Consider the following 22,035-nt stretch of genomic DNA (forward strand, 5'->3'; position numbering starts at 1 on the left):
GCTAAGTTGAAGTGGGCGAAGCTCGCGCTTCGCCCGAGTTTCGCCATCAATGGCAGCAACTGATCCCTGAGATATCATCTTTGTTTTTCGGTTGCCATTTAGAAGGGTCATCGTCCACGAGCGATGAAAACAATGGGGCAACACGATTTGGATCTAATCCGATGCGATCGATTTTCTCCATATAGGTGTCGATAGCGTCGATACGCAGTTGATCCAAATCTTGCTCAATCACACCGAGCGACACCGTCGAACACTTGATTTTCAACTCGTCACAGAGGCTAAAGCAGTTGTAATTCACCATGCTCATCATGGCTGGCATGACCGCTTTGTGGGCCATTTCAAACGCACGGTGAACATCTTCCGCATCGTTATCGAGCATGCGATGAATTTGGTCGACGCCATGTTGCAAGTGAGCCACTTCTTCAAGATAGATACTGGCAGCAAGGCTACGCGTGTGTTTGTCGGTGTTGCGTTGCAGTGCGGTGTAAGCCACGGTGGCAAAGGTTTCAACCATGATGTCCTGCGCGATAATGCAGGCGGTCAAATCCCCTTCTCTAGCACGCTCTTTTACGAAACGGCCAATCTCTTTCCACTGGGGCTCAACCATGCCCTTCATGGTTGGGAAATCCACATGCACCGCAAGTTTCGAAAGCGCGTTAACGTGGCCGCCCTCGTCCCTTGCCTGTTTAACCACATGGATTTTTTCATCCACGTCATCAATCAAAGGCACCATAGTGGTGTAATTGTTCACCGCCATGATCTCACCGGAGATCGTGTTGGTGACCACGTAAGCCAAAAGGTCTTTATACGCTTGGCTCTGAACGCGTTGGGTTTCAGTAAGAATGTTTGACACTTAATCTCTCCTTCATGTCCATTCAACAGTGACGTTGATAGGGAAAGCCGGAGACAAAGAAGCAGAGACAGTGCAGTGCTTTTTGAAATTCCGCTCTATGGAAGCGCGATTTTGACTGCTGAGTTTTCCGCCGTCATTCGCCCTTATCGTCACATTGATTTCACGGATGCGGGGGTATCCCTCATCGCCTTTGTGCACCGTAATTTCTGCATCCGTCACGATGCATCCCTCATCAGTGCGTGCGCCATGAAAGCGCATATGTTCGAGCAACGACGCCGATAGACAATGCCCAACAGCACTTCCCAGCAAGGCCGGTGTAGACGGCCCGCTGTTGTTACCAACAGGGTCCGGTTCGTCACTCATGTAAGGGTCGCCTGCCTGATTGCCATGCTCACTGGCGACGTTTTTAAACTGGTAATCCGTTTGATAAGTCAGTTGCACATCGAACAGCCTGACATCTTGCGACTTTAGTTCCATACACTTGCATTCCTTGTTGGTTTAAGAGCGTCAGATTTCGAAATCTCTGCGGTTTGAGGCACGTCTTGCGGCAAGTCTCCTAGCCCTGAACTTGGCGAATGTTGTGCCGAGTCATTGGGTGGATGTTTTGGCGAGTCTTTTGGCAGCGAGTCTTTTGGCAAAAAGTTACACACATCCACAGAGGTCACTACGCCAGCGTCCATTTCAACTTTGGCGGAGCAGGCTTCGAGGCATTCACCCAAACGGTGAGACGCCATCAAAATCGTGGTGCCCGCTTGCTGTCGCTCTAAGAGCAACTGATTCACAATGCGGGCATTGGCTTCATCGAGCGCCGACAGTGGTTCATCCATCAACAGAAGATCAGGATCGCCCACCAAGGCGCGTGCGATAGAAATACGTTGTTGTTGCCCTCCCGATAACTCACTCGGAAAGCGGAGGGCAAAACGAGCCACGTCGAGCGCCTCCATGACCAGCAACGCTTTGTCATGTTTTTCCTGTGTCGTGCATTTCTCACGACACTCAAAACCCATGCAGACATTTTCAAGCGCCGTGAGCTGATCAAATAAGGCCGGCGTCTGAAACACGGTTCCCGTTCTCGTACCTGGGCAGCATTCCCATTTGCGCCCCCAGCAATCCACAGGAACACCAAATTTCATCGCCTGACCGCTCGAAAGCGGCGTAAGATTGTTCAGCACACTCAGCAAGGTGGACTTACCACAACCACTCGGCCCGACCAGCATGTACCACGCACCTGCAGGCACAGTGAGGTTGACGCCATTGAGCACAGACACATGTTCTTGTGCCGTTTCACGAGCAAACCACTGTCCCCAGAAATGCGTACCGGTTGGCGGCGCGATCTCCACCTTGGCATCGGTCAGACACAAAGCGGGTTGCGACGGATCTGGGATACACAAGCTGCGATCAATCAACATACTTAATCCTCCTTCCGTCTAGCCGCCCGGCCATACTTCAATGCGCTTATCGAGTGGCACTGGGGTATCGCTATCAGGTCCAAACCAGCGGTTATAAATCGGGAGGTATTCTCCGCTCGATTCGATCTGCTGTAGGGCATGGTTGATGGCGTCACGCATCTTGCTATCGTTCTCGATAACACCGAGACCATCTTGTTTCATGCCTATGGCTTCGCCACTTAATACGGTGAGTTCAGGGTTGGGCTTGGCGTAGTTAGCCAGCACTTCGGCATCTTCTGCCCAGCCTGCGATTTTTCCTGACAACACGGCATTCATAGCAATCTGCTTGTTGCCAAACTCAATGATGTCTTCTTCATTCACTTCGTAGCCGTTCTTTTCCAACCACTTTTTCCAGTTACCCACTGAGTGACTGCCACGGTTCATACCGACTTTCTTCCCCACTAAATCTTTGAGATTTTTCGCTCCGTCTTTTCGCACCAGAAAGGTCTGGGCTGACCAAAAATAGGTTTGCGAGAAATCCACCGCATCATCACGTTTCCACGTGTGACTCATGGACGCCGCCGCCATATCAATCTTGCCGTTTTGCAAATAGGTAATTCGGGTGATTTCATCAACGGGGACACGTTTCATTTTGACGCCCAGTTTCTCGGCGACAGCGTTGGCAATATCCACATCAAAACCAACCCAATCACCTTGTTCATTGATAAACGAATGCGGTGGGTTGTCCTGACGGATACCCACGACGAGCTCGCCACGATCCTTGACGCGATCGATGACAGAGGTGTGTTCTTGCGCCTGAACAGAGGTAAAGACGCCCACTAACACTGCACAGATGAACCCAAAAGCCATACGGAACATAAACTCTCCTTCGTTAATGCATTGCATTGTTGATGCGTGACGTTGTCCGGTCGTGAGACCGAAAAACGGAGTGGCGCAGCCGATCTCCAACAAAATTCAGGAGCTGCACATTGAAAAAGTAGAGCGCGGAGCAAATCGCAAAGATCGTCAGCCAATCTGATAGCTGGTATGCGCGGCTTGCTAACAGATTGGTGAGCGCACTGAGTTCGAGTAACCCAATAAGGATGACGATACTGGTGTCCTTAAACAGAGAGACAAAGTGGGTATGCATTGCCTGAAAGCTCTTTTTGAATACCCAATGCGCTCGCAATCTGGCATATCTGGCGATGATCCCAATCTTCAGCACGCTTTCGACACGCTCTAAACTCTCGGGGTAGAGGTGAATGTATTTGGCGAATATCGGAACAAGGTGAGACATGGAATAGAGGGTAAGCGCCATGATCCCTTTCGCCGACGCATCCAGCGGCAGAAAGTAATCAATGGTAAAAATGATCACTAAGGGAGGAATACCTCTCACTAGTGCAAAACAAGCGCCGGACATCGAATGCAGCACCATTTTTTTGCTACAAAGGCACACCAGCAAATAAGACAAGGGGACAGAAAAACAGATGGTGACAAGAAATAAGCACCATGTCAGAACAAGCCCTCCTGGCTGCGCATGCGGAAGACCAAATAACATCTTTTGAGCAATATCAAAGCTGCCTTCCATCTAGCTAAACCTCCTGCTGACTACTAAATCCGTAATCAAATTAGCACTGAGTACACGTCCATATTTTCATATATTCATTATATCAAGATATACAGATATTTTGATTTCAATTATGAGAACACTAAGAATGGTCACTGGCATCAAGGGGTTGTGAAACTGTGTGTTTTCTTTGGTTGCGTGTTAATATTCAGTTATCTACACCTCCGATGTGTTTAGAAAATTGACCTGCGTGGCATCAAGATAGAGTGTAAAAACAGATGCTTGAATGAATCCTATAAAACGACACAAACTATAAAAACTATGAATTCAGAAGAATCAGCGAAAACATTTGCCGCTTTAGCGCAAGAGACAAGACTGGATGTATTCAGGCTTTTGATTAAAGCCGGAGAGACAGGACTGTCATCAGGGGAAATTGCAGACAACCTGAGTATTCGTCAAAACACGATGTCGACGAATCTGTCCATTTTGTACAATGCAAAGCTGGTGCGCAGGAAGCGCGAAGGAAGAACCATTCGTTACTTTGTGAATATGGATACCATTGGGTTACTTCTCACCTTTTTACTAGAGCATTGCTGTGGGCAAGAACAAGACATGGTGACGGATCTTGTCAGTAAGCTCCAAGAAGGCTTCGTGCAATCATCTTGACGTTCTGTGGCAACGTCACCTCGTCAACAATCGCTTGGCGAGTACATTACCCGCAACGTGTATCGCCGTTCCCAAGAGCACAAAAAGCAAGGTCGCAAACGTTAGGTAAGGGATCACCTTGGCCGTTTCGATCACCCCTGTTCGCATCGCGGCAAAGATACCTGCAATCGGAAACATTGAGATAAACGCCGTATTGTGTAGATGGTGAACCAGCCTCGCAGACACTGTGGGGATAAGCGCCGGCGCACATTCAAAGAAAATCAATCTCACTTTCGCAAGCGCCCCGAGATGCAAGGTATCCATGTAATCGATCGTGTCCTGTTTGATCGTAGAAATAGCCGCTTCAATGATCCTCGCCAAATGGCCAGAGCTGGAAAACGCCAACCCCACGATAATAAAACTCGCCGCCAAGCCAAATCCGTAAGCCACCCCAGGAATAATGCCTTCTACGTCAATGCCTGAAAAATAGGGCGCAAGCCCCAAGTTACCCATCAACAATACAAACAACACCGTCGGCACACCGCGAGAGACTTCAATTAGAAATTCGGACATCGCCGACAGTGGCAGGTAGCCACTACGGCTGAAAAGCACATACACAATGGCAAACAGCAAACTCAACACGGCGGAGGTGAAGAAAAAGAACACTGTGGTTGCAAGCGGTGCGGCAAACGAAGCCAGAAACGCCATCAATTCATCTGTCATTTCGTCGTCTACTTATCGTCGCTTGCTTAAGACCAGAGTTGATAAATCACGCCCCACGCGAACGACCCCACCAGCGCGACACCCACATAGAACAGCACCACCTGAATACGCGCCACCGCAACTACCGCAATCATGGCGGGAATAGACGTAATGCCGCCCGCAATCAAGAAGGCCATACCCGCGCCGGGTTGCATGCCTTTGTTGATCAATTCCGCCACCAAAGGCACCGCCACATAGCCATTCACATAGGCAGGCACACCAATCACGGTGGCCCACAAAATAGGGGCGTTGGTATCACCACCGAACGACCCTGCTACCCACTCTGTTGGCACATAGGCGACCAACAAGCTTTCCAGCAAGAAGGCCAGCGCCAGCCATTTGAGCAACAACATCATGATGTGGGTGGTCTTTTCAATGAACACCTCTTGTCGCGCCTTTTCGTGCCAGAAACGCCAAACTGGCTTATCTTGCGCGACGAGCTGCGTGGCATCTCCGGTTACTGACGGCTTCAGCGGGTTAAGTAAGTAGCCCGCGGATTGCGCGAAGTAGACCGCCCACCCCGCAGTTAGCCCGAGCACAATCGCACCCAGAGCTTTCATGGTCGCAAACTCCCAGCTCACAATGCCCGCAGTAAGCAGATACATCATGGGGTCAATCACCGGGCTCGCAATCCAAAAAGCCATCACAGGGGCAAGAGGCACGCCCATCGCCAGCATGGCGGCAATCAAGGGGATCACGCCGCATGAGCAGAACGGAGACAGCGCACCGAACATCGCCGCGGTAAGTATCACCACGCTTTGACGCCCTTGAAGCGCCCCCGCAATCAAGCTATCGGCCTGCGTGGCAGAGACATACGCATAGATCAGTGACGACGCCAAAATGAATGGAATGATCAAAACGAAGGTGTTGCCCATGAACACGATGGACACCGCAAGCTGTTGCGGATCGAACACCGCAATGGCAAGCAAAGACAGCAAGAACGCCGTCCATACTGGTTCTAGGAAGGTTCGGTTGTAGCCAAAGTTGATGAGCCCCGACACGATACTCGACATATGTAATCCCTCTCGATTTCCCTTTTCTGCGCGAAGCACTTAGTATTCAATATATCAAGAATAGTTGATATTAAATATTTTGTGATAGATGGTCGGACGCGATGAAAATGATGGAAGCGCTCAATAATGAGAAGAAAAAAGACACGGATATGAAACAGCGGATGCTGAACGCAATGTGCGTTTTTCTGATCAGTCTCGCCATGCTGTTTGCAACCAGCCCTTCGGCTGCGGCTCCAACCGGAGAGATCTCTTTTAGCTATCTTCACCACTGGGAATCGCGCCCTAGCTTACCAAGCAATCAAACCGACATGTCTGTCATACCACGCTTTGTCGTCGATGGGTCGCACGATATAACGTGGGTCATCGAACCCGCGCTCAGAGCGCGGGGCGATAGCAGCGACACCATCGAGTTCGACTTCTATAAAAGCCAACTGCGCACCTACACCGACAATGTGGATATCACGGCGGGGTATGACGTGGTGTTTTGGGGCTCAAGCGAAGGGGCGCAAATTCTTGATATTCTCAACCAGCGCGACCTAGGTGCGGACTTCGACGGCGACGTGAAACTGGGCCAACCGCTATTAAGCCTAAACCGCAGTATCGGCGACGGATTAGCCACCCTTTACTATCTCCCCTACACCCCCAAACGACGGTTTCGCGATAACAGCGAACGCCTGACTGCTGGGTTCGACATCAATGAAAACAGTGCACAATGGCATGACCATCAAGACGCTTATTACCCCGGTTTTGCGGGGCGCTATGCCCTCTCGGCAGACAGCATGGATGTGGCGCTCATTGGCTTTCATGGTGTGAACCGCTCCCCCGCTTTTGTTCCACAGGCTGGGCAATTTTCACCCGTTTACCGCGTTGCCACGCAAGTGGGCATGGACATGCAATGGGTAAGTGAGGACTTACTGGCAAAACTGGAATTGCTGAATGTTTCTGATGCGCCCACCATCGATGGCGATTTTGACACAGCAACGCAGTGGGTGGTGTCTGCGGAATACAGTTTCTACAGCGTGTTCGATTCGATTGCAGATGTCAGAGTGATCGCTGAATACAGTGATAACAGCCTTGGCGAAAGACTCCTTTCGCTCTACCAACACGACCTCTTGATGGCGGTTCACACCTCCTTCAATAATGCCGACTCCACCAGCCTGAGCGTATCGTGGCTTCATGATCTCGACAGTGATTCAAACCTTATCGACATCTCACTCACCCATCGTCTCAATGACAACATCGAACTTGAAGCGTCACTTTACGAGTTCTCGTCATTAGCATCTCGTGACTTTTTCTTTGGCTTAGAACCGGATAGCTTCGGGGAAATCACCCTCACCTATTATTTTTGATGGCATTCCTCCGCGCGTTAGCTCATCCATTTATAGAACGATAACGACCCGTTACCGACAAATAGGCAAATAGGCAAATAATCGGGACGAATTTTCTATTACCTTATCTGCTGTCGAGACTATGATAAGCGCAGGATATCGTTCTGGCATTCGCCAAGAAAAGCATGAGGCTCACAATGCAATTTACCTATTCCAACCCAGCAACCATTCACTTCGGCAAAGGCCAAATCGCTGCTATCACTGGCGAAATTCCCACGCAAAGCAAAGTGCTCGTGATATACGGCGGCGGGTCAATCAAGAAAAACGGCGTTTACGACCAAGTGAGTGATGCGCTCAAAGATCATACTTGGCTCGATTTCTCAGGCGTAGAACCAAACCCAACCAAGGAAACCTTGGATAAAGCGGTTGCCATTGCTAAGCAAGAAAACGTGGATTTCATCTTGGCCGTCGGTGGTGGCTCCGTGGTCGATGGCTCTAAATACGTGGCTGCCGCAGCAAAATATGATGGCGACGGCTGGGACATTCTCACTGGCCAATACACCATCGAGAGTGCGCTCCCAATTGGCGCAATTCTGACGCTACCCGCGACCGGGTCTGAATCAAACTCAGCGGCGGTGATCACCAAAGCAGAAACCCAAGACAAACTGCCGTTCATGCACCCAAGTGTTCGCCCTGTGTTTTCAGTGCTCGACCCTGACGTGATGAAAACCCTGCCAGAGCGCCAATTGGTGAACGGCATTGCGGATGCATGGGTTCACACCTGCGAGCAGTACATCACGCGTCCAACGGGCACCATGGTTCAAGATGGCTATGCAGAAACTCTGCTGCGTACCCTGAAAACCTTGGGTGAGCAATTTGACGATCGCGACAACGACGCATGGCGTGAAAATTTGATGTTTAGTGCCAACCAAGCACTGTTTGGTTTGATTGGTAGCGGCGTACTGCACGATTGGGCAACGCACATGATAGGCCATGAGCTCACTGCGCTTTGGAACGTTGACCACGCCCGCTCGCTCACCATCATTCAGCCTTCACTGCTGCGCAACCAAATCGAGTTCAAACGCGCCAAGCTAGAACAGATGGGTCGCAATGTATTTGGCCTAGTAGACGGCGATGATTTGGCAGAACGCACCATTGATGCCATTGAAGCCTTCTACAACCAACTCGGTTTAGAAACCCAATTCACCGCGCACGGCACTGACAAAGAAACGGCGATTAACGCTGTGATTGAACAACTGACCAAGCACGGCATGACGGCATTGGGCGAGAACCAATCCATCACCTTAGAAACCAGCCGCGAGATCCTCGAAAACGCCATCGCGTAAGACGAAGAACCAAGACGAATAACCCGTTCGTTCGCTGCACCATTAATGGCTGTTCAACCCGAACAGCCATTTTTATTCCTCTGATATAACGCCCTTTGTTAGAACGTTTTCTTCCTTGCAAAGCCAGCGTGAATCCCGCCGCACATCTAACACTTGTTACACGCTAAGTGCCGCACTTCTCCCATAATATATCCAACTATCTGTCGGTTATTGCTGGCTATCAAACGCACCAAAACAAACTTAGGCACACAAGCCAAACACCACTAAGAGAAGGGATACGATGAAAGAAATCACACGCATTAACCACGTCGGACTTCGCGTTAGGGATCTAGATATATCACGGAAGTTTTACGAACAGCTTGGGTTTGAATTTATCGCAGGCCCAGTGGGGCCAGAGCCTGCCGCCATTGTCGAGCACCCATCAGGCATCAACATTAACTTCATCCTCAATGCCTCTGACGATGCGCCTCAAGACAATATCTTGATGCGAAAAGACATGAAGTACCCCGGCTACACGCACATCGCCATTGAAATCACCGATGCCGAAGTCGTCTCCAAAAAGATTGAAGCGCTAGGGATCACCATCACCGAGCGCGTCGAGTTCAATGGCGCCAAGTTCTTTTTCATCCGCGATCCGGATAACAATGTCATCGAACTGCACCAACCTGCCAGTCGATAATCACTCCCAACGTTTCATTTCAGGTAGGGCAACGTCTTCGCTTGGTTGTTTTGAAGCCGAAGCCCACCGCTGATACGCAATAAAAGCCTATGATGTCGAATGAGATTATAAACATCAGAGATGAGCTAAATAGCGATGTCCACCAATACTCCCAGCATTGGAGAACACAGTGATCTTAAGGACTGCGACAAAGAAAGACGCTAGCAAATTGCTTGAGCTTATTGAGCAAAAGGCCGAATTTGACCGAAGCATGAAAGGTTTCAGCGGTGAAATTTCAACCACTGTAGAGAAAATCGAACGTACGCTGTTTGGTGATCACCCTTTCGCGCATGCGTTAATGTTGGAACTGGACGGCGATGTTCAAGGTTTTGCGTTGTTTCACTATCGGTATTCATCTTTTAGTGGTGAACCCTCAATATGGCTTGATGACCTCCTCGTCGTTGGAGAGCAAAGGTCAAAAGGTTATGGTCGAGAACTGATGCACGCGTTGAAATCACGAGCTGAAACATCATGGGTGTCGCACATCTCATGGACGGCGAGTCCACACAATACAAAAGCTCATACGTTTTACAAAAGGCTAGGCGCAGAGATTGAGCGAATGGATGGTCAGCGACCCTATTTTCGTTGGGCAATGCAGCGCTAAAAAAGCGCCAATGGCAGATTTTCAACATTAGGAATCGCAATGGTTTCGTACCAAAAAACCGAAAACTTATCAGCTTCTGCTGAGATCACTTATTCAAACATGCGCTCATATTATGAACATTATGCGGTTGACTGGGAGTGCTCTAAAATCGACGAGCAAATCAGCGTTCTGTTTAATTTCGACATACTTTTCAATGGCGAGATTGCCGGAGCCATCCGCTTAGAGCATCAAGACAACGGCTGTTATATCCGTGACTTACAAGTCAGTCAGCAATATCAAAACAAAGGTATTGGTGCACAAGCACTTACTGAATGTGAGCGACTAGCACTTGAATTCGGCTTCAATCATCTTAAATTGCGTGTATTTAAAATTAGTGCGGCATTCCATCTTTATGAAAGAGTAGGATTTTTCGTCGACTTTGATGACGATAGGTTTTACTACATGTCGAAAGCAATTTCCTAACAAGACGCGATGCGCAAAGGGGTCAAATGAGTAAGTATGGTGATGTCGCTATAACGGCAACTCGACTTGCACAAACTGGAGTCTGTCCAATGAAAGCATGGAATTCTGCCGCAACGAGTGAATTCAAAAACCGTATGGCTTCTATTAAAAAAGGATGCCCCAAGAATGCCTTTCTCGGGCTGGCAGAGGGTGGTTTCATCCAAGGCGTACCGAGTGGCAATTATACAAAGTCGGTTTTGAATAAGCATTATGCGTTAGAAGCTTTGGCACTATTAAACCAAGATTCAAATGTTATAGATGACTTAAAAAATCTTTGGATTCAGGCATGTGGTTCAGCGTCAAAAGCACATAACCATCAGATGAACGTGGTTGTTTCACTTTGGTCACATGGATTTTTGAAGTAAGTAAATAATAAACGAGGTTGGCGACAATCAATCAACCAAAGTGAGCGTTTCGAAGATCCATCGCCAAAATATAACTATCCCAAAACAAGCCTCCCCTATCAATACAACATGGTCACTGCTTGGTTGTAGTTGACGGTTTCAAGGCCAACGCCGCCGCTGGCGCTGAATGAAAGCCCGAGGTATCGGATGGGGTAGTAGCTGAACCATGCGCCGCTACCCACGTCTGCAACACCTAGCGGCACACTGATACTCGCGCCATGAGCATAGCCGCCAATATTTGCAGCGTCACTCTCTATGCCGTCTTTCCAAACACCGACACTTACACCAAGCCCAACGCTTAACGATGCCCCTTTCGAGTAGGACATAACGCCATAGGGCCGTGAGTTACCCTGCCAATCTAATGCCACGCCGTATTCGGTGGTCGCGCCCAAGCCCACTTCAAGTTCAGGCGCTGCGCCCAGCGTGAGGGATTGATAGCCATTGGCAAGGGCTGCATCTCGCAGTGCAAGGTAACTCGGCATTTGCACCATCAGCCGAAACACTTCTTCACCGTCTTTGTCTGAAATGGCACGTCGTAATTCATCATGCTTTGCCACGTCTGCGACAAACTCTGCGGCGGCTTGGCTCAGAGTAAGATCTTCTTCGAGTTTCGCTCTCGCTAAATCGGTGATCACAGTTGCCATATCGAGCGGTGTGCCACACACGCGATCATAAGGGGGGCCGAAGTTTTGCAGTAATTCAGCTGGGGCTGGCATCAGCGATAAGCCTTCATCGCAGTAGTATTCCGTTTTACATTCAGCGCCAGGGTTAAAGGCCCAAAGAAAACTCACTTTTGACGAACCAGTTGGGCATCGGTAGCACTCACCGCCCTTCTCAAACTGCCCTTCTTCACAGCCATACGCTGATCGAACGAACGTGGCATCGACTTTGTCTTTGTTAAAACCAAAACCTCGTTCTTTGCAGCTTTCATCTTTATGAATCGCTTTCCACGTGCGGCGATATCCATCTGGGCAGCTCCAACATTCTCCGCCATCTTTTGGCGTGAAATAGAGGTTCTTCCCTTTGCAGCCCCAATTTATAGCGTCACCGACCAAGATTGCATCTATCTTGATTTCATCGCCACACGGCGGCGCGCCATCTTCACCACAGAGTAAGTCTGGCGGCCCCAAGTATTCGTCCAATGGCACGGGAGTGGTGCTCACGGTTAGTGGTGGTTCTGGTATATCAGGCGAAACACTCACTATCTCCACACTCTCTTCAACGGACGAAGACGGGTCGACATTGTCAGTCTGCTCTGACACTAAGATCTGCTCATTAGCGGCGATAGGTTCTTGCGATTCTGAGGCGTTCGTTGTGGATGATGAGACTGGCGGTGACGCTATACTCGGCGCTGAATCGCTGTCAGATAGAGGCTCGGATGAGGCCGTTGGCTCAGGCGATGAGCCACACCCAGCAAGGGAAAGGAAGAAAACCAACAAGATGTAGCGACAATGAATCCATCGACCATTCATAAGGCTGCCTTAAAAGCCCGTTGCAACATGCAGTGTATTGGGCTTTACATACAGCCATTAATTATAGGCAGCGCTTCACTGCCTTAGTGTTAACAAATGCGACGCTAGCGATCAGTCGATGCCAAACGTTGTGACGTTCCGCCGACAAATCAATCAATTACTGAGCTTCACCAAATCTCGAACGCCACACGGCGCATCGTGCGTCATCACGGTCTTCATATTCATCAATCGCAGTTTGAAGCTCTGGGTTGAATCGTGTTTCTTCATCATTGCCAATCGCCGTTAAACGCATAGAAAACCACGCGGTGATCCCTCCCGGCGGAGGCGACGAAAATGAGGGAAAGGTAAGATTTCCGTCGTTATCTGCAAGCCAATCTTGCGGCAACGAAGGCTCCAATACCAAGGCGCGTGCCAGCCCAATGGCGTCTGCACAGTTTTTGGCAAGCGTATCGACCGCCTGTGTGCGCGTTTTGAAACCACCAGTCACCACCAAAGGAATGCGCGTCAACGGCTTGGCTTTTTCTGCGAACTCGACAAAGTAAGGCCCAGACGCAACGCGGTCTGAACTGGATGCCGCACCAGGGAAATACGAACCGCCACTGAGCTCTATCAAATCTAAAGATGTGCTATCCAATAATCCAATCACCGCCAGCGCGTCTTCTTGAGTGAGGCCACCTTCCAATTGGTCGGTTGTGTTGATCTTAATGCCGATGGGAAAGGCGCTTCCTACCGCGTCTCGAACCGCAGCAATAACGTCAATAACAATGCGACAACGCGAAGCCACATCGCCCCCATATTGATCGTCACGACGGTTAAACAATGGCGATAGGAATTGGCTGAGCAAAAAGCCATGTCCTGCGTGAATTTGCACGCCCGTAAAGCCTGCATCTTGCGCAATCTTCGCGGCTTTGGCATAGCGTGCGGGTAGTTCAGCGACTTCGCTTTGCGACATGCCATCACAATGAAACTCGCCAATGTCGAGCCTTGATGGCCCTTTTGGATGACTAATAGGCGGATGAGAAAGCCCACCAGCGTGACCAATTTGCGGCCAAATATGGGCTTGGTTGATGGAAGCGCGAGACGTGAGCTCACGCAGTGCTTTTAGGTTTGCATCGTCACACAACACCAAGTTGCCGGGGCGCTCAGGAAAGCGTGGATCGAACTGCACCTCCCCGATAATGGACAACGCTGTCCCGCCCTGCGCCCACTTTTCATAGAGGCGCGCTTGCGCGGTGGTTGCATTGCCTGCGCCGTCACCTAAGGAATCGGACATGGCAGACTTAATAAGGCGGTTCTTCAACACTGCGCCGCAAGGAAGCACTAATGGGCGATTTAGTAGGCCGTTTGCGTCTTGTTGATTTGGCATGGTGACGTCCTTGGTTGGGTTGATTCAAAGTCAGGGCAGACCTGCTGGGCGAGGGTCGCTACTTAAACCGTTTCGGCAATTTCAGACCCAGGGCAATACCCACCAGCATGCTCAATACGGTCACAAATCCATACGGCGAAAATGCAGGAAGTGACAGCATTAACTGACTGTCGTTTCCGCCGCCGGCGATAGACGCACCACATCCCATCAGCACACCAGCAATCAGGTGATGCATGTATCTTGGTAAGCGTTTTACTTTCCATCTAAACGAACGTGTTTTTAATGCCGCCACCACCATGCCGCCAATCAAGGCAAACAAAAACAGGGTTCGCTCTATGTTAGGCCATCGCACCGTATCTTTTTGCCACAATGATGCGCTGACATCAGATAAATAGCCGCTTGGTGTCCATCTCGGTTCATAAAGAAACGTCAGGCTCGCCATCAAGCCGATGGTTAACATACTAAGCCACAAACGCGTATCCATCGCACTCACCAAGGCGATACACAACGCCACGACCACCGAGATAACAACCAGCGCAGTAAAGTGCATGTCTGAAGGTGTAGAAGCAACACGAGAAGGCAAGTGTTCTGAAATGCCTGTTAGCAAGAACCACCCGATAAACCACCCTGTCACCGTGGCAATCATTAAGGTGTCACCGCGTGATAATTTACTGATGGTGGAAACACCGCAGCCGAAGTTAAGCGCAGCCCCAACGCCAAAAAGCACGCCGCCGAACATGGCAGTCCATTGCACCGCGAAGACGCGAAACGACACATCAATTGAAAGCAGGTCAGCCACAACAAACGACACCCAACCCACCACGCCACTGAGCAATATTGAGAAGAGAAACTGCGGTCGCTTGTCTAGCGCTTCGTTGACTCCCCGAACCAAGCAAAGGCCGGTGGATTGGGCGAGATAACCGAGAACAAACAAGAAAAAGAAGACGACAAGAAAGAACGACACGGGCAGCTAAAACCTTCATAAACGAATTGAATTCAGCCTAAGTATAGACAGGTTCACTCGCTTAAATTGACTCAATGTTTAGATATAGAACAGCAAGGTAGCGAAGGAATCGCTGTGTTTTGAAAGCCTCGTTATCATTCACGATTCTTGGCGTTAAATGACCATCTTTTCAAACTTAAAAACAAATAAATTGGGCAAAGAATTCGATTCAGCCATCGTCGATTACGCATTTAAAGGCTCTGTATTCAAAGCGCCAGCGCGAGCAATGCCAGAGGTACGGCAATCACACAGATGTGCAAAATGTTGAACCACTTTTCGCGATGTTGAACGCGCTTGAAGCCCATCACCGCCAGCAGCGCATCCACCAAAGACATTTTGTAGCGCGAGACCATCACACCGAGTTGCAACACAACACCACCAATAAAGATGTACTGCGCCGCCACGCCATAGGGCGTCGCCCAAACCGCATTGAGGGTTTCAACCACACTTTGTTCTACTGCCATGTTGACTCACTTCCTTGTTAAATGACTGATGATGGGTTTTGAACCGTCAGTTACAGAACATCCTGCTCTGTACATTGTTGCTTAAAAACACAGTGGTGTACGGCAATATCGTGCTTTCTGAAAGACTATAGCGTGAATGGCATTGAGGCGGCGTTTCAGTTTTGTGGGAAATCAACAATTAGGGGTTGGATTGTTCTTAGACCGTTGGCGGGAGGATGGGACATGGTTATAAAAAAGGGCCTCTCATTGAGAAACCCTTAGTGCAAAAACATGTTCAGCTAGCCGATAACGGCGGTCACCGCATTACTGCTGATGACGATTCTGAAGATACGTTTCTTGCAGAATATACATGCGCTTAACGTCGCAATATTCGCCGTTAACGAAGATCTCTTTCACCAAGTGGCCTTCTTCGATAAAGCCACTCTTTTCATACAGATGAATAGCTTTTTCGTTATTCACTGCAACACTCAAATACACCTTGTGCAGGTTCAAGATGGTGAAGGCGTAGTTAAGGGCTTTGTTGATTAGCGTTCGAGCGTAACCACAGCCTTGGTAATCCGGCGCAATAATGATTTGGAATTCAGCGTTACGGTGAATCGTGTTGATTTCAACAAGTTCCACCAGACCGACAGGTTGTTTTTCGCTATTTTCGGCGATAAAGCGTCGCTCGTTACTATCGTGGATGTGCTTGCGAAACAGCTCTTCTAGCTCATAGTAAGATTCGTACGGCTCTTCGAACCAGTAGGACATAATTGAACGGTTGTTGTTCAACTGATGAATAAAGCGAAGGTCGGTTTGCTCAAGGGCACGTAGTCGGATTTGATTATCCATATCACTTTCCATTAACAATTTAAAATATTGCCTGAAACATAAAACACAGCTGTTTATGCCAGATGCGGAAAGTAGCACTATTGCCTGTAGTGGGAAATAAAAATCTTCGCTCAAGCCACTCGATACACGCCGAGTGGGCTTTCTTTGCCAATTCAACGGTGGCTAGCTCAAAAGATGGAGGGAAAAACACTGAGAAAGGTCAGAAAATCACATGCGTCATATGAACAACGACAAAAGCAGCGTTTAAACCAAGCCTACGCCTATCTGGGGTGAAGAAACACCTCAGTTTGATAGTATTGGGAGTGCTTTATACGCTAAAGTTTCGCTCAAAATTCACCAAATCTACGCCTTCTTTTACCGAGTAGAGTTGAGCGAGTCTTCCTCCCGACTTCACTTTTTGCTCGGCCCCTTCAAACATATCAGACGCCTCAATCCTACGGATTAAGCTCTTACGTTGAATAGGTTTCTCTAGGATTGTCTCGATAACCGATTTCAGCTGTCCAATCGTGAATTGGCTCGGTAAGCAATAAACGGGGATCATCGAATAAAGCGCTTTTTGCTGCAGCCTTTTTTGCGCATGCTCAATGATGGTTTTGTGGTCAAATGCAATATCCAGTGAGGGAAGTACTTTCACATCAACCCATTGAACATCATCAACAGACGCAATATGACTCGAAACGTCCTGCTCTGTCACTAATGCAAAATAGACCAAGGTAACGCTGAATCCACGAGGGTCTCTGTCGCTTCCCGAGAAAACCCGCAATTGTTCTAAATAGCGTGGTTCAACGCTCGTTTTTTCCTTTAGTTTTCTGCGTGCCGTTACGTCAGTCGTCATATCGTTTTCAATATCGACAAAACCGCCAGGCAACCCCCAGCAACCTTCACAAGGTGCTTGCGCTCGCCTTACCATCAATACTTTTAGCGCCCCCTCTGTCACCGTAAACAGCACACTGTCTACGGTGAAAAGAGGGTTTTTATATTCATTGATATCGTAATGCATCGCTCTCTAACCAGCCTACTTACTGTCCTTGTGACACATTAAGTGAATCTCAATTTTGTTGCAATACACCTCTGTATTGACAGTCAAAAAGTTAGATCACGAAAACTTTGTGTCAAAAAGACACAAAAAGCACTTGATCGAAAAATAGCCAGTTGTTACATTGTTTGTGTCGTTAGGACACAAACAAAAGGAATGCGATATGACCATTTTCAAGATCAACACTCAAGGATATAAATCAGAAGCACCATTTCAGAGCTTTACGTTTTCTGGCGGTGAAGAACATATTCGCTTAGATCCTATCGACTTATCAGAGGTAGCGATGTTCGAAATACAAGAACGACTCACTGATTCATCTCAGATCATTCGTTTGATGATGATGGTTGATGCCCTCAACCGATTATCAAACAGCAATATTCCCATTGAACTCGTGATCCCCTACTTCCCATATGCACGACAAGATCGAGTATGTGTAGAAGGCGAAGCGCTATCAGTATCTGTTATGGCGCGCCTTATCAATAATTTAGGTTTATCAAAAGTGACCATTTGGGATGCTCACAGTGATGTGACTCCCGCACTCCTCAACAATGTCGTCAATATCCCCCAGACAGAGCTGATTAAAAGAAGTGAATCACTCAGCCTTTCACTTTCCACGGGAGATATCACACTCATTTCTCCAGATGCAGGCGCGAGCAAGAAAACAAGCAACATTGCAGAGGCATTTGGCGGGGAAACAAATGTCATTCAGGCCCAAAAAGTTAGAAATTTGAAAACAGGGGAAATCGTTAAAACAGAAGTACTCGGTAATGTCGAAGGTCAGCGTGTGCTGATTGTTGATGACATTTGCGATGGTGGACGAACGTTTATTGAACTTGCAAAAGTCTTAAAGCAACAAGGCGCAACCGAAGTTTCACTGTTTGTCACACACGGTATTTTCTCTCAAGGCCTGGGTGTTTTTGATGGGCTTATCGACACCATATATACGACAGATTCATTTAGAACAGCAGAAGAATACAGAAATATCGGCACGCAGAATAACGCCGATAACCGTACCCAATTAACCGTCATCGAGATGTAAGGAGCGCACCATGACTATTACAGCAGCAAGCATGCAGAAAGACGTTTACAAAGAATTTCACAGCCGCGCTTACCACCCTGACGTGACAGAAGTTTATGCAAATTACACCTCTCGAAGTGGAAAGCTCAGTAATGTCGAAAACTGTGACAAAGTGGCTTTTGTTGGCCTTCAATACTTTATAAAAAGTTACTTAGAAGAAGAATGGAGTGACTTTTTTAATGCCGAAAAAGCAGTTGCCGTCGCCAATCACAAACGCATTATGAGCGCAATGTTGGGCTATTCCGTTGATGTTAAATATTTGGAAGACTTACATGACTTAGGCTACTTGCCTCTGCGGATCAAAGCGCTGCCTGAAGGCACCCTTGTCCCCTACTTGGTCCCGCCTATGACAATAGTGAATACAAAAGATGGGTTTCAGTGGCTGACAAACATGATCGAAACGGTGCTAAGTTGTGAAAACTGGCCAATCCAAACCAGCACCACGACATCGGTGGCCTACTTGAGCGTATTCAAGGAGTTTGCTGAGAAAACAGGGTTACCGATGGACTTCGTTCCGTTTCAAGGACACGATTTTAGCTTTCGAGGCATGTTTGGGAAGCAAGCAGCTGCGATGAGTGGATTCGGTCACTTGGCCTCTGGCTTAGTGGGAACTGACACTATCCCTGCCGTGTTATTTGCTGAAAAATACTATGGTGCCAACGTCGATCAAGAACTTGTAGGCTGCTCAGTCGATGCCACCGAGCACTCCGTGACCTGCTCTTGGATCATGGAAGGGGAAATTGAATTTTTCAGATACCTCATGCGTGAACAATCACCTACAGGGATCTTGAGTGTCGTTTCGGATACATGGGATTTTTGGACACTCGTGACCGACTATCTCCCTCAGTTAAAAACTGAAATATTGCAACGCGACGGCGCGTTGGTTATTCGCCCTGACTCGGGAGACCCTGTAAAGATCCTAACGGGCTTTAAGGTTTCTCCCGTTTCTGACTATTCAGAGCTATTTGACAATCAAAACGCTGCTGAACAAGAAGCCATTCGCGAAGGTTTCGAAGCCTATTGCTGGAACAGTAAGTATTACGGATGTGAAGAGCAAAGCCGTATCGAGCTAGAAGCATGTGAAGTTAAAGGACTAATAGAATGTTTGTGGGATATTTTCGGCGGTACTGTCACAGACAAAGGGTTCAAGTTATTGGATGAACATATTGGTGCGATTTATGGTGACGCCATCACTTTGCCTCGCCAACGCCAAATCCTTCAACGCCTTATGGACAAAGGGTTTGCTTCAAAGGTTGTCTTAGGCATCGGCTCGTACAGCTACCAATATGTGACACGAGATACTCACGGCTCTGCAGTAAAAGCCACCAGCGTTGTCAAAGACAATGAGCGTTTAGCCATATTCAAAGACCCAAAAACTGATAGTAAGAAAAAGTCAGCAAAAGGACTCTTGAAAGTTGAACGTTCTAATGGCGAATTGGTACTGATGGATGATGTATCTGAAAGTGAAGAAAAAGAAGGCTTGCTAGAGGTTGTGTTTGAGGACGGCAAACTCATAAAAGAAACCACTCTGGCGGAAATTCGCGCCACCATTGACCGCCAGATCTAATCGTCCAAAACACATTGAGGCTGCAAATCAGGGCAGCCTCTTTTCTTTTTTCTCTGGACGCAGACTCTGTTTACACTGCCAGCAGTTATTCGATCCAAGTCTGCATATGATGCTCGCCAACAGTCCAGTACACGTCTTCAACGGTTTTCAGCTGCTTTCAGTGTCGTAAATTAAACACACAAACTTCCGTCTTTTTCAGCCTGAGTAGGTACACACTGTGACAGACTTTGATGCAACCAATGGCTGAACTTCTGCTCTAGGTCATCTTGTGTTTTATTTTGGCTCAATAAGATGTAGTTATGTTTAGACAGAACAAAACCAAACGGCGCGATCAAGTTTCCGCGTTTTAGATCGTCCACTACGAGCGGGTACGATCCCATTGCTGCGCCTAAACCATCAACAGCCGCTTGAAAGCAAAAATAGAAATGCGCGAATGTCTGGTGTGTATTGCCCTGTAACGACGCATCACCATAGAGGGATGACCAGCTACCCCAAGCCATTGGCCTTGTTTGGCTGTGAAGTAGTTTTATTTTACTGACATCGTTTTGAACCTGATGCCAATATGCCGGTGAGCACACTGGCCCCACCCACTCTTCTACTAACATTGTTTTGTGGTAATCATGAACCAACTCGAAATCATCGCGGCGAATAGCGAGTGATAATCCTGATGTGCCAAGGGTGACAGGCCCACCCGCCGTAGATAACCTGACATCGGCACCCGAAAGTTGGTGAAAATCTGAGAGTCGTGGCATCAACCAGCGCATGGTCAAGGTCGGCTCGCAAGACACGTCTAGATGTTGGCTTTTCAACTGCGCGAGCTTGTTAACACCCGTATCCAATGCCATGAATGCCTGCTCGGTATAACCCTTCAGCAATTCCCCTTCTTTGGTCAAATACACGTTTCGTCCTTGTCGGTAAAACAATGCTTGAGAAAGGTGGTCTTCGAGCACTTTGATCTGCTTACTCACCGCGCCATGAGTAATGTTGAGCTTGCTTGCCGCTTCGCTATAGCTTGATGACGACGCTGCCACATGAAAAATGTGGAATGCTTTTAAATGCCTCATCTGTGACTTTTTCTCACATTATGGTTGAGATTGTTTCGATTATAGTCACAGGGAAAAGTACATACAATGGCGACTCTTTAATCGACATTGGAGCAAGCATGGAAGCGTTAAGCCTCGCTATTTTGGGTATTCTCATTGTCGTCAGCCCAGGTGCTGACTTCGTTCTTGTACTAAAAAACAGCATTAACAAAGGAAGAATGGCGGGAATTTGGACGGCGATTGGTGTCAGTCTCGCTATCTGTTTTCATATTGGCTATTCAATGCTTGGGATAAGCTACCTAATCTCACAGAATCAATGGCTATTTAACGTGGTACGTTATGCGGGATCTGCCTATTTGATCTATTTAGGATTGAAGGGGATTTTCACGGCGAACGCGAGCCTTGAGACAATCGAAACCAGCAAAGCAGACATTAACGCGATGCAGTTTCTGGCTCAGGGTTTTCTATGCAATGCACTAAACCCAAAGACAATGCTTTTCTTCCTCAGTATCTTTAGTCAAGTGATGACCCCAGATGCCAATGAAAACCATATGGCATTCCTGTATGGCCTGTATATGATTGCGCTGCACGGATTATGGTTTTGTGCAGTAGCGATATTCTTGACGTCGAATTCGTTACAAAAACACGTGTTGAGAATGAAGAAACGGTTGAATCAAGCATGCGGTGTTGGCTTGGTGGCTTTTGGCGCACTGCTTGCTATAAAGTCGTAGATTCTTGGACTTGTTTCATTTCCACAAACACAGCTTCAGGCAAGTTCGACGATTCAAAGTCCATCACTGATCTCTGGAACCCATTTGCTTCGTCGAACGCACTAGCACAATGACTGCAACTGCTATCAATACAAGCCCAAACCCTATAAATACCCATTGTCCGTCGCTCATCGCTATCTCCTTTATCACCTTATTCAATACGCTTCACTTTCTATCTTGCATGTTCTAAAAGGCGTATGTTCTTGAGATAAATTATAGGTAGATTTCGATGAGGTATAACGACGAAAATTAGCAACTCAGAGAAAGAGACAAAAA

At 48.1% G+C, this 22,035-nt stretch carries 24 protein-coding genes; 10 read left to right on the forward strand and 14 right to left on the reverse strand.

All coding sequences use genetic code 11. From position 1 onward, the window contains the following. Positions 1 to 46: 46 nt before the first annotated feature. Genes Q365_RS0108230 through Q365_RS0108250 form a run of 5 tightly spaced genes read right to left on the reverse strand, consistent with a single transcriptional unit; the run spans position 47 to position 3,829 of the window. Complete coding sequence (locus Q365_RS0108230; protein ID WP_028022893.1) at positions 47 to 853, reverse strand: ferritin-like domain-containing protein; 807 nt, start codon at positions 851 to 853, stop codon at positions 47 to 49. A 12-nt stretch (positions 854 to 865) separates the two neighbouring features. Next, complete coding sequence (locus Q365_RS0108235; protein WP_028022894.1) at positions 866 to 1,330, reverse strand: OsmC family protein; 465 nt, start codon at positions 1,328 to 1,330, stop codon at positions 866 to 868. Beyond that, the gene (locus Q365_RS25560) at positions 1,321 to 2,262 is read right to left on the reverse strand and encodes an ATP-binding cassette domain-containing protein (protein WP_081796199.1); all 942 of its coding nucleotides are present in this window, start codon (positions 2,260 to 2,262) and stop codon (positions 1,321 to 1,323) included. The genes Q365_RS0108235 and Q365_RS25560 overlap by 10 nt, the downstream gene beginning before the upstream one ends. An 18-nt stretch (positions 2,263 to 2,280) precedes the next feature. Beyond that, a complete protein-coding gene (locus Q365_RS0108245) occupies positions 2,281 to 3,120 on the reverse strand; it encodes a transporter substrate-binding domain-containing protein (RefSeq protein ID WP_028022895.1) in 840 nt (279 codons plus the stop codon). Between the two features lie 13 nt (positions 3,121 to 3,133). After that, positions 3,134 to 3,829: a hypothetical protein gene (locus tag Q365_RS0108250; protein WP_028022896.1), complete on the reverse strand. Its 696-nt coding sequence runs from the start codon at positions 3,827 to 3,829 to the stop codon at positions 3,134 to 3,136. 300 nt (positions 3,830 to 4,129) lie between these two features. On the opposite strand from Q365_RS0108250, the gene Q365_RS0108255 reads away from it, so the two are divergent. Continuing rightward, positions 4,130 to 4,474: an ArsR/SmtB family transcription factor gene (locus Q365_RS0108255; protein ID WP_028022897.1), complete on the forward strand. Its 345-nt coding sequence runs from the start codon at positions 4,130 to 4,132 to the stop codon at positions 4,472 to 4,474. Positions 4,475 to 4,489: 15 nt separating this feature from the next. Here the strand turns inward: Q365_RS0108255 and Q365_RS0108260 are convergent, their stop codons facing one another. Beyond that, complete coding sequence (locus Q365_RS0108260; RefSeq protein ID WP_028022898.1) at positions 4,490 to 5,176, reverse strand: hypothetical protein; 687 nt, start codon at positions 5,174 to 5,176, stop codon at positions 4,490 to 4,492. A gap of 26 nt (positions 5,177 to 5,202) precedes the next feature. After that, entirely contained in the window at positions 5,203 to 6,228 is a 1,026-nt protein-coding gene (locus tag Q365_RS0108265) for a permease (protein WP_028022899.1), read from the reverse strand. Positions 6,229 to 6,329: 101 nt separating this feature from the next. On the opposite strand from Q365_RS0108265, the gene Q365_RS0108270 reads away from it, so the two are divergent. The 6 genes from Q365_RS0108270 to Q365_RS0108295 all read left to right on the forward strand — a co-directional run bounded on the left by Q365_RS0108270 (position 6,330) and on the right by Q365_RS0108295 (position 11,090). Next, positions 6,330 to 7,577, forward strand: coding sequence for a hypothetical protein (locus Q365_RS0108270; RefSeq protein WP_028022900.1), 1,248 nt, complete (start codon positions 6,330 to 6,332; stop codon positions 7,575 to 7,577). 176 nt (positions 7,578 to 7,753) lie between these two features. Next, positions 7,754 to 8,902, forward strand: coding sequence for an iron-containing alcohol dehydrogenase (locus Q365_RS0108275; protein ID WP_028022901.1), 1,149 nt, complete (start codon positions 7,754 to 7,756; stop codon positions 8,900 to 8,902). 280 nt (positions 8,903 to 9,182) lie between these two features. Then, entirely contained in the window at positions 9,183 to 9,581 is a 399-nt protein-coding gene (locus Q365_RS0108280) for a VOC family protein (protein WP_028022902.1), read from the forward strand. A 157-nt stretch (positions 9,582 to 9,738) separates the two neighbouring features. Beyond that, positions 9,739 to 10,224, forward strand: coding sequence for a GNAT family N-acetyltransferase (locus Q365_RS0108285; RefSeq protein ID WP_028022903.1), 486 nt, complete (start codon positions 9,739 to 9,741; stop codon positions 10,222 to 10,224). 39 nt (positions 10,225 to 10,263) lie between these two features. Then, positions 10,264 to 10,686 (forward strand): GNAT family N-acetyltransferase, encoded by a 423-nt coding sequence (locus Q365_RS0108290; protein ID WP_028022904.1) that lies wholly within the window; start codon positions 10,264 to 10,266, stop codon positions 10,684 to 10,686. A 26-nt stretch (positions 10,687 to 10,712) separates the two neighbouring features. Then, complete coding sequence (locus Q365_RS0108295; RefSeq protein WP_028022905.1) at positions 10,713 to 11,090, forward strand: DUF6979 family protein; 378 nt, start codon at positions 10,713 to 10,715, stop codon at positions 11,088 to 11,090. 98 nt (positions 11,091 to 11,188) lie between these two features. On the opposite strand, the gene Q365_RS0108300 is transcribed toward Q365_RS0108295, so the two are convergent. The 6 genes from Q365_RS0108300 to Q365_RS0108325 form a co-directional block, all read right to left on the reverse strand. Beyond that, positions 11,189 to 12,601, reverse strand: a complete 1,413-nt coding sequence (locus tag Q365_RS0108300; RefSeq protein WP_028022906.1) for a hypothetical protein — start codon at positions 12,599 to 12,601, stop codon at positions 11,189 to 11,191. A 157-nt stretch (positions 12,602 to 12,758) separates the two neighbouring features. After that, a complete protein-coding gene (locus tag Q365_RS0108305) occupies positions 12,759 to 13,967 on the reverse strand; it encodes an NADH:flavin oxidoreductase/NADH oxidase family protein (RefSeq protein ID WP_028022907.1) in 1,209 nt (402 codons plus the stop codon). 58 nt (positions 13,968 to 14,025) lie between these two features. Then, positions 14,026 to 14,931: a YeeE/YedE thiosulfate transporter family protein gene (locus Q365_RS0108310; RefSeq protein WP_028022908.1), complete on the reverse strand. Its 906-nt coding sequence runs from the start codon at positions 14,929 to 14,931 to the stop codon at positions 14,026 to 14,028. Between the two features lie 245 nt (positions 14,932 to 15,176). Further along, on the reverse strand, positions 15,177 to 15,434 hold the full coding sequence (locus tag Q365_RS0108315; protein WP_028022909.1) for a hypothetical protein: 258 nt from the start codon (positions 15,432 to 15,434) through the stop codon (positions 15,177 to 15,179). A 303-nt stretch (positions 15,435 to 15,737) separates the two neighbouring features. Next, complete coding sequence (speG, locus tag Q365_RS0108320; protein WP_028022910.1) at positions 15,738 to 16,265, reverse strand: spermidine N1-acetyltransferase; 528 nt, start codon at positions 16,263 to 16,265, stop codon at positions 15,738 to 15,740. 307 nt (positions 16,266 to 16,572) lie between these two features. Then, positions 16,573 to 17,265 (reverse strand): NUDIX hydrolase, encoded by a 693-nt coding sequence (locus tag Q365_RS0108325; protein WP_028022911.1) that lies wholly within the window; start codon positions 17,263 to 17,265, stop codon positions 16,573 to 16,575. Positions 17,266 to 17,464: 199 nt separating this feature from the next. Between Q365_RS0108325 and prs the strand changes: the two genes are divergently transcribed. Then, the gene (gene prs / locus Q365_RS0108330) at positions 17,465 to 18,340 is read left to right on the forward strand and encodes a ribose-phosphate diphosphokinase (protein ID WP_028022912.1); all 876 of its coding nucleotides are present in this window, start codon (positions 17,465 to 17,467) and stop codon (positions 18,338 to 18,340) included. Between the two features lie 10 nt (positions 18,341 to 18,350). Beyond that, a complete protein-coding gene (locus tag Q365_RS0108335) occupies positions 18,351 to 19,946 on the forward strand; it encodes a nicotinate phosphoribosyltransferase (protein WP_028022913.1) in 1,596 nt (531 codons plus the stop codon). 170 nt (positions 19,947 to 20,116) lie between these two features. Here the strand turns inward: Q365_RS0108335 and Q365_RS0108340 are convergent, their stop codons facing one another. Continuing rightward, positions 20,117 to 21,010, reverse strand: coding sequence for a LysR family transcriptional regulator (locus Q365_RS0108340; protein ID WP_028022914.1), 894 nt, complete (start codon positions 21,008 to 21,010; stop codon positions 20,117 to 20,119). Positions 21,011 to 21,108: 98 nt separating this feature from the next. Here Q365_RS0108340 and Q365_RS0108345 point away from each other — a divergent pair, with 98 nt between their 5' ends. Further along, the gene (locus Q365_RS0108345) at positions 21,109 to 21,720 is read left to right on the forward strand and encodes a LysE family translocator (RefSeq protein WP_028022915.1); all 612 of its coding nucleotides are present in this window, start codon (positions 21,109 to 21,111) and stop codon (positions 21,718 to 21,720) included. The last annotated feature ends 315 nt before the right edge of the window (positions 21,721 to 22,035 follow it).

The sequence above is a fragment of the Enterovibrio calviensis DSM 14347 genome (genome assembly GCF_000621165.1).
Classification (GTDB): domain Bacteria; phylum Pseudomonadota; class Gammaproteobacteria; order Enterobacterales; family Vibrionaceae; genus Enterovibrio; species Enterovibrio calviensis.